Annotated in this window: 7 protein-coding genes; all 7 read right to left on the bottom strand. The window is 65.1% G+C overall.

Annotated features, from left to right (window positions below):
* Positions 1-714: aromatic amino acid lyase (locus CAG31_RS27875; protein ID WP_176244812.1), on the bottom strand; the 714-nt coding region annotated here is incomplete at its 3' end.
* A gap of 119 nt (positions 715-833) precedes the next feature.
* Positions 834-2,357, bottom strand: a complete 1,524-nt coding sequence (gene hutH / locus CAG31_RS27870) for a histidine ammonia-lyase (protein WP_085586964.1) — start codon at positions 2,355-2,357, stop codon at positions 834-836.
* Positions 2,358-2,502: 145 nt separating this feature from the next.
* A complete protein-coding gene (locus CAG31_RS27865) occupies positions 2,503-3,333 on the bottom strand; it encodes a glycine betaine/L-proline ABC transporter ATP-binding protein (RefSeq protein WP_085586963.1) in 831 nt (276 codons plus the stop codon).
* A complete protein-coding gene (locus CAG31_RS27860) occupies positions 3,330-4,181 on the bottom strand; it encodes a proline/glycine betaine ABC transporter permease (protein WP_085586962.1) in 852 nt (283 codons plus the stop codon). Before CAG31_RS27860 ends, CAG31_RS27865 begins: the two co-directional genes overlap by 4 nt.
* Before the next feature lie 84 nt (positions 4,182-4,265).
* Positions 4,266-5,234 carry an ABC transporter substrate-binding protein gene (locus tag CAG31_RS27855; RefSeq protein WP_085586961.1) on the bottom strand — a complete coding sequence of 323 codons (969 nt, stop codon included), beginning with the start codon at positions 5,232-5,234 and terminating at the stop codon, positions 4,266-4,268.
* 70 nt (positions 5,235-5,304) lie between these two features.
* Positions 5,305-6,777 carry a cytosine permease gene (locus CAG31_RS27850; RefSeq protein WP_085586960.1) on the bottom strand — a complete coding sequence of 491 codons (1,473 nt, stop codon included), beginning with the start codon at positions 6,775-6,777 and terminating at the stop codon, positions 5,305-5,307.
* Positions 6,778-6,929: 152 nt separating this feature from the next.
* On the bottom strand, positions 6,930-7,040 hold a 111-nt coding region (locus CAG31_RS28825), incomplete at its 5' end, for a hypothetical protein (protein WP_256575613.1).

Below are 7,040 nucleotides of genomic sequence, written 5' to 3'. Positions count from 1 at the left end.
GTCGAACGGCGAACGCGAGCCGAGCACCGCCTCGACGGTCAGGCCGCCCACGGCCAGCGCGCCGGCGAACAGGTCCTCGCCCTCGAACAGCCCGCGCAAGGCGAACGCGGTGGACACCTGGGTGCCGTTGAGCAGCGCCAGGCCCTCCTTCGCCGCCAGGGTCAGCGGCTTGAGGCCGGCGACCTTCAGCGCCTCGACGGCCGGCAGCCATTCGCCCTTGTGGCGCGCCTTGCCCTCGCCCAGCAGCACCAGCGACATGTGCGCCAGCGGCGCGAGGTCGCCGGAGGCGCCGACCGAGCCCTTGAGCGGGATGTGCGGGTAGACCTCGGCGTTGACCAGCGCGATCAGCGCGTCGATCACCTGCCGGCGGATACCGGAGAAGCCACGGCTCAGGCTGTTGACCTTGAGCACCATGATCAGGCGGCACAGCGCGTCGCTGACCGGCTCGCCGACGCCGGCGGCGTGGGACAGCACCAGGGAACGCTGGAGGTTCTCAAGATCGGCGCTGGCGATGCGGGTCGAGGCCAGCAGGCCGAAACCGGTGTTGATGCCGTAGGCGGTACGGTTCTCGGCGATGATCCGCTCGACGCAGGCGACGCTGGCGTCGATCGGCGCCGAGGCGCTGTCGTCGAGGGTCAGCGTGACGGGGCTCTGGTAGACGTCACGCAGTTGGGCCAGGGTCAGTTGGCCGGGAATCAGGTTCAGCGCGGTCATGCTTGTGCTCCTTTTGAGAGGTTCTTGTTCATTCACCAGACGCTCCGGAGAGTTCCGTTGTCCGTCGCTTCCCGCCTTGTGGGCGGGCTGGCGCCTTGGCACGCTGGTTTGCGGGGGAATCAGTTCACGTCGGGCAAGGCCTTGCGCAACAGTTCCGGGGCTTTCAGGACACCGGCCGCACGGGCAATGTCCGGCGCCAGCCAACGATCCTGGTCGTAGGCCGGCACGTGCTCGCGCAGCAACCGCCAAGCCTTGCCGGTGCCGACACCGAAGCGCTGTTCTTTCAGGAACTCGAAGGCCTGGGCCGCCAGCAGGTATTCGATGGCGAGGATCTGCGTGCAGTTCTCCAGTGCGCGGTGCAGCTTGAGCGCGGCGTTGGTGCCCATGCTCAGGTGGTCTTCCTGAAGGCCCGAGGTCACATAGTTGTCGAGCACCGCCGGTTGCGCCAACTGGCGGTTCTCCGCGCACAGCGACGCGGCGACGTACTGCACGATCATCATCCCGGAGTTCACCCCAGGGTTGGCCACCAGAAACGCCGGCAGGCCGCTGACGTGCGGGTTGACCAGACGATCCAGGCGCCGCTCGGCGATCGAGCCGACCTCGGCCATGGCGATGGCCAGCAGGTCCGCCGCCAGCGCCACCGACTGCCCGTGCGGGTTGGCCTGGGACATCACCCGGAAATCGTCCGGCGTGCCCAGCAGCAACGGGTTGTCGGTGCAGCCGTTGAGTTCGGTCTCCACCTGGCGGACCGCGTGCGCCAACTGGTCGCGCGCCGCGCCGTGCACCTGGGGAATCGAACGGATGCTCAAGGCGTCCTGGGTGCGGATGCCCTTGCTCGACGCGATCACCTCGCTGCCGTCGAGCAGCGCCCGCAGGTTGACGCCCACCTGCTGCATGCCGGGGTGCGGCTTGAGCGCGATGATCTCGGCGTCGAACGCGGCGATCTGGCCGCGCTGGGCCTCGAAGCTCATGGCGCCGATCACGTCGGCCCATTGCACCAGACGCGTGGCGTCGGCGATGGCCAGGCAGCTCAGGCCGGTCATGCACGGCGTGCCGTTGACCAGGCACAGCCCGTCCTTCGCCCCCAACTGCACCGGCTGCAGGCCCTCTTCGGCCAGCGCCTGCTGCGCGGCGACGATCTGCCCGCGGTAGCTGACGTTGCCCACGCCCAGCAGCGCGATGCCGATGTGGGCCATGTGGGTCAGGTAGCCCACCGAGCCCTGGGACGGCACCTGCGGGGTGATGCCGCGGTTGAGCAGCGCCAGCAGCGCCTCGACCACCCGGCGGTGCACGCCGGACTTGCCCTGGCTGAAGTTGCGGATGGCCGCGCACAGGATCGCCCGCGTCTGCTCGTCGGCCAGCACCGGGCCGACGCCGCAGGCATGGCTGAGCAGGGTGTTGCGCGACAGCTGGCTGAGCTGTTCGTCCTTGAGCGACACGTTGCACAGCGCACCGAGGCCAGTGTTCACGCCATAGGCGCGTTCGCCGCTTTCGACGATGCGCTGGACGATGGCCTGGGCGTTCTCGATGCGTGCCCAGGCGCTGGCCGACAACTCGAGCGGCGCACCGTGACGGGCCACGGCGACCACATCCTGCCAACGCATCGGGGCGTCGGCGATAACGATTTTTTCAGCCTGGGACATCTAAAACCTCAACCTTGATAGGGATGCAGCGCTACTGGCCTCATCGCTGGCAAGCCAGCTCCCACAGGTATCTCAGTGATCACACGATCCCTGTGGGAGCTGGCTTGCCGGCGACGGGGCCCGTCAGACCACCGCAAAATTCAGATCAGACCACCGCCGCCCGCCGCTGCACGAAGCGGTCCACGTATTCGTCCGCCGGCGAGTGCAGGATTTCCTTCGGCGTGCCGACCTGGATCAGGCGGCCGTCCTTGAGGATCGCGATGCGGTTGCCGATGCGCACGGCCTCGTCGAGGTCGTGGGTGATGAACACGATGGTCTTGTGCAGGGTCTTCTGCAGCTCCAGCAACTGGTCCTGCATCTCGGCGCGGATCAGCGGATCGAGGGCGCTGAACGCCTCGTCCATCAGGATGATGTCGGTGTCCGCCGCCAACGCCCGGGCCAGGCCGACGCGCTGGCGCATGCCGCCGGAGAGCTGGTGCGGGTATTTGTTTTCGTAGCCCTTGAGGCCCACGGTGTTGATCCAGTGCAGCGCGCGCTCGGTGCACAGCTGCTTGCTTTCGCCGCGCACCTTCAGGCCGTAGGCGACGTTGTCCAGCACGCTCTTGTGCGGCAGCAGGCCGAAGCTCTGGAACACCATGCTGATCTTGTGCCGGCGAAATTCGCGCAAGGCGTCCATGTCGTACTGCAGGATGTCCACGCCGTCCACCAGGATCGCGCCGCTGGTGGGGTCGATCAGGCGGTTGAAGTGGCGCACCAGGGTCGACTTGCCGGAGCCGGACAGGCCCATGATCACGAAGATCTCGCCGGTGCCGATGCTCAGGGACAAGTCGTTGACCCCGACCACGCAACCGGTCTCGTTGAGCACCTGCTCCTTGGTCTTGCCCTGGCCGACCATGGCCAGCGCATCCTTGGCGCGGTTGCCGAAAATCTTGAAGACGTTCTTGACTTCGATCTTGCTCACGGTTGCGTTGCTCATTTGCTCACCTCATGCCGCGCACGACCGTAGGCCTGGGTAATGCGGTCGATGACCACAGCGAGAATCACGATGGCCAGACCGGCTTCGAGGCCGCGTCCGACGTTGAGGGTCTGGATGCCCACCAGCACGTCTTCGCCAAGGCCGCGGGCGCCGATCATCGAGGCGATCACCACCATCGACAGGGCCATCATCGTGGTCTGGTTGATCCCGGCCATGATGCTCGGCAGGGCCAGCGGCAGCTGCACGCCGAACAGTTGCTGCCAGCGGTTGGCGCCGAAGGCGTTGATCGCCTCCATCACTTCGCCGTCGACCTGGCGGATGCCAAGGTCGGTCAGGCGGATCAGCGGCGGCGCGGCGTAGATCACGGTGGCGAAGATCGCCGGCACCTTGCCCAGGCCGAACAGCATCAGCACCGGGATCAGGTACACGAAGCTGGGCATGGTCTGCATGATGTCGAGCAGCGGCATCAGCACCGAGCGCAGACGGTCGCTGCGCGCCGAGAGGATCCCCAGCGGCACGCCGATCAGCACCGAGATCAGCGTCGCCACCAGCATCAGCGCCAGGGTCTGCATGAGCTTGTCCCACAGGCCGACGGCACCGACCAGGAACAGCAGGCCGACGATCACGCCGGTGGTGACCACCTTGCGGGTGGCGTGCCAGGCGATGCCGGCGACGATGGCCAGCATCAGCCACCACGGCACGGCGCGCAGCAGGCCCTCAAGGTTGACGATGGCCCAGAGCAGGGTGTCGGAGATGTGGCGGAACACGTCGCCGTAGTTGGTGACCAGTTTGTCGACCCAACCGTTGACCCAGTCGGCGATGGAAAAGGTAAAGCTTTCGGGAAACATAAGCGGCTCTCAATCAGAAAACTCAGTCAAGCGATTGCGGCGAACACCCCGGCCAGCCTCTCGGTTGGCCGGGAGGAATTCGACCTACAGCGCCGCGTCGATTTTCTTGGCAGCGTCTTCACTGACCCACGCGTGCCAGACTTCAGGATGTTCCTTGAGGAAGATTTTCGCCAGCTTCGGCGACTCGATGCGCTCCTTCGCCATGCGGCCCAGGTTCTGGTTCAGCAGGTCGATCGGCAGGTTGACCTTCTCCAGCACGGACACCAGCTCCGGCGCCTCGTCGTGGAAGGTCTTGGACAGGCCGACCTTGATGGTCACGCTCTTGTCGACGCCGGCCTTCTCTTCCAGCTTCACCGCGTCGATCTGGCCCATCAGCGGGGTCGGCGACCAGTAGTAGAACAGGATCGGCTCGCCGCGCTTGTAGCTCGACAGCACCGCCGCATCCAGCGCGGGACCGGTGCCCGGGCGGAAGTTGGTGTAGCTGCTCTCCAGGCCGTAGCTCTTGAGCATCTCGGTGTTGTCCAGCTCGCAGGTCCAGCCGGCGGGGCAGTTGTAGAAGCGGCCCTTGGACGGTTCTTCGGCGTCCTTGAAGATCGCCGAGTACTTGCCAAGGTCAGCGATGTGCTTGAGGTCCGGCGCCTTGGCTTCGAGCTTGCGCTTGGCGTCGCCCTCGATCACGTAGCGCGGCACGTACCAGCCTTCGATGGCGCCCACCACAGGGGCGCCGACGCCGACGACCTTGCCGGCCTTCTCGGCCTTGTTCCAGACCTCGCTGCGGCCGACCCACTCCTCGGCGAAGATCTGGATATCGTTGCTGCTCAGGGCGTTCTCCATGGTGATGGAGTTGCCCGGCAGGCTGTCGGTCTTGCAGTCGTAGCCTTTCTCCAGCACCACTTGCAGCACGTCGGTCAGCAGCATGCCGCTTTCCCAGTTCAGGCCGGCGAACTTCACCGGTTTGCCGGATTCGCACCAGCCGGCGGCCTGGGTGGCGCCGGCGCTGGCCAGAAGGCCCATGGAAAGCAGAGTGGTCAGCAGGGTCTTGTTCGATTTCATTGTTGTGACGCTCCTAATCATGAATTGGCTTACGGCAGTCAAGAGGCATCCAGCCCTGTCCACGTCCAAATCAGGCCTGCGCCGCAGCGCGACCGGCCCCGCTTGTTTTAGGTTGTACGGCGCTGTTCTGCTCGACGGGCAGAATCAGGCGATCGGGCACTGCACCGTGCCACTTCTTGGCACACACATAGTAGAGGCCGGCGGGAAGCACCAGGCCGATGATCCAGGAAATGTCCACATCGCCCAGGGCGGCCACCAGCGGGCCGGTGTAGAACTTGGTCGAGATGAACGGCAGCTGCACCAGCACACCGAACACATAGACGCTGATGCCCAGCACGTTCCAGCGGCCGTAGCGGCCGTTCGGATCGGCCAGCGCCGGCACGTCGTAGCGCTCGCGGGTGATGCAGTAGTAGTCCACCAGGTTGATGGCGCTCCAGGGCGTGAAGAACGCCAGCAGGAACAGGATGAACGACTTGAACGCCCCCAGGAACGAATGCTGGCCGAGCAGCGCGATCAGGGTCGCGGCGCCGACGATCACCAGCACGAACACCAGGCGCTGCATGCGGGTGACCGTCAGGTGGCCACGGAAGCCGCTGATGATGGTCGCGATGCACATGAAGCTGCCGTAGGAGTTCAGCGTGGAGATGGTGACCTTGCCGAACGCGATGCTGAAGTACAGCAGCGCGGCGGTGGCACCGGTTCCGCCCAGACCGACGATGTAGGCGACTTCATGACCGGCGAATTGCCCGTTGGCCGAAGCGGCCGCGAACACACCGAGGATCATCGCCACCTGCGCGCCGATCACCGAACCTGCACCGGCGGCGAAGAAGGTCTTCACCGAAGACACCTTGCTCGGCAGGTAGCGCGAGTAGTCCGCCACGTACGGGCCGAAAGCGATCTGCCAGGAGGCCGCGAGCGACACCGCCAGCAGGAAACTGCTCCAGCTGAAGTGGCGGATTTCAAGAAGCGCGCCGACGTCCACCTGACTCATTAGACGGCTGAACAGATAAACGAAAGCGATCACGCCAATGGCGCTGGCGATGCGGCCGATCCAGTGAATCACCCGATAGCCGAGCACCGTGACCACGACGATGACGCTGGCGAAAAGGAGGATGCCGACGGTGTCGCTGACCCCGAACAACTGGCCCAGCGCCTGACCGGACAACACCGTCCCGGTGGCGGTGAAGCCGAGGTACATCAGGCACACCAGCACGATCGGAATCGCCGCGCCGTAGACGCCGAACTGCACCCGGCTGGAAATCATCTGCGGCAGGCCGAGCTTGGGCCCTTGCGCCGCGTGCAGCGCCATCACCCCGCCGCCCAGCAGTTGACCGATCAGCAGACCGATCAAAGACCAGAACACATCGCCGCCCAGCACCACGGCCAGGGCCCCGGTGACAATCGCGGTGATTTGCAGGTTGGCACCCATCCACAGGGTGAACTGACTGAACAGACGACCGTGTCTTTCCGCTTCCGGGATGTAGTCGATCGAACGCCTTTCGATCAACGGTTTGTTGCCTGCACGATCGGTGTTGCCTGCCATGATTCAACCTCTGTGGATTGTTTTAATTGTTCTGTCGGGCTTACTCGATTCCTGTGGGAGCTGGCTTGCCAGCGATGACGTAGGCACTTTAAACATCAATTCCAGCAGTGCCGCCGCAATCGCTGGCAAGCCAGCTCCCACAGGGATTTGCGTTACTTGCCGCCAGTGATCATCGGCAGGTTCAGGCCCTGCTCTTTGGCGCAGTCGATCGCAATCTGGTAACCGGCATCGGCGTGACGCATCACCCCGGTGCCCGGGTCGTT

The organism is Pseudomonas sp. R25(2017) (assembly GCF_002112565.1).
GTDB lineage: Bacteria > Pseudomonadota > Gammaproteobacteria > Pseudomonadales > Pseudomonadaceae > Aquipseudomonas > Aquipseudomonas ekonensis.
The sequence above is the reverse complement of the archived record's forward strand: the minus strand, read 5'-3'. Positions and strand labels throughout refer to the sequence as shown.

Excerpts from the sequence above, each read along its gene's own strand:
- hutH (WP_085586964.1), bottom strand. The coding sequence starts at position 2,357 with ATGTCCCAGGCTGAAAAAATCGTTATCGCCGACGCCCCGATGCGTTGG.
- CAG31_RS27865 (WP_085586963.1), bottom strand. The coding sequence starts at position 3,333 with ATGAGCAACGCAACCGTGAGCAAGATCGAAGTCAAGAACGTCTTCAAG.
- CAG31_RS27860 (WP_085586962.1), bottom strand. The coding sequence starts at position 4,181 with ATGTTTCCCGAAAGCTTTACCTTTTCCATCGCCGACTGGGTCAACGGT.
- CAG31_RS27855 (WP_085586961.1), bottom strand. The coding sequence starts at position 5,234 with ATGAAATCGAACAAGACCCTGCTGACCACTCTGCTTTCCATGGGCCTT.
- CAG31_RS27850 (WP_085586960.1), bottom strand. The coding sequence starts at position 6,777 with ATGGCAGGCAACACCGATCGTGCAGGCAACAAACCGTTGATCGAAAGG.